1 protein-coding gene is annotated in these 446 nt (G+C 37.0%); it reads right to left on the bottom strand.

Annotated features, from left to right (window positions below; translation table 11 throughout):
• Nucleotides 1-446: sodium ion-translocating decarboxylase subunit beta (locus CRV01_RS12165; protein WP_164970060.1), on the bottom strand; the 446-nt coding region annotated here is incomplete at both ends.

Raw genomic sequence — 446 nt, 5'->3', positions numbered from 1 at the left:
TATGCTGCAACTGCTATTGCTCCTAATAATTCTGGAGCAAGTCTATTTGCAATAAAGATTGATGTTGGTCCATCAGCTCCACCAATAATTGAAATAGCAGAAGCTGATTGTAAATCAAATCCAATTGCAACTGCTCCAACTAATGATCCAAAGATACCAAACTGTGCAGCACCACCTAATATTGCTGATTTAGGATTTGCTAGCAGTGGAGTAAAGTCTGTCATTGCTCCAACACCCATAAAGATAAGTAAAGGAAAGAATCCATTAGCAATACCCATATTATAGATAATACCTAGCATACCAGTCTCTCCAGCAATACCAGCTAATGGAATATTAGCTAAGATACCACCAAATGCAATTGGCATTAATAATAGGGGTTCAAATCCTCTTGCAATTGCAAGGTAGAATAACAACAAGCAAATACCTATCATTATTAATCTACCCCA

This window comes from Arcobacter sp. CECT 8983 (assembly GCF_004118855.1).
GTDB lineage: Bacteria > Campylobacterota > Campylobacteria > Campylobacterales > Arcobacteraceae > Halarcobacter.
This window is presented reverse-complemented; position numbering and strand designations above follow the sequence as displayed.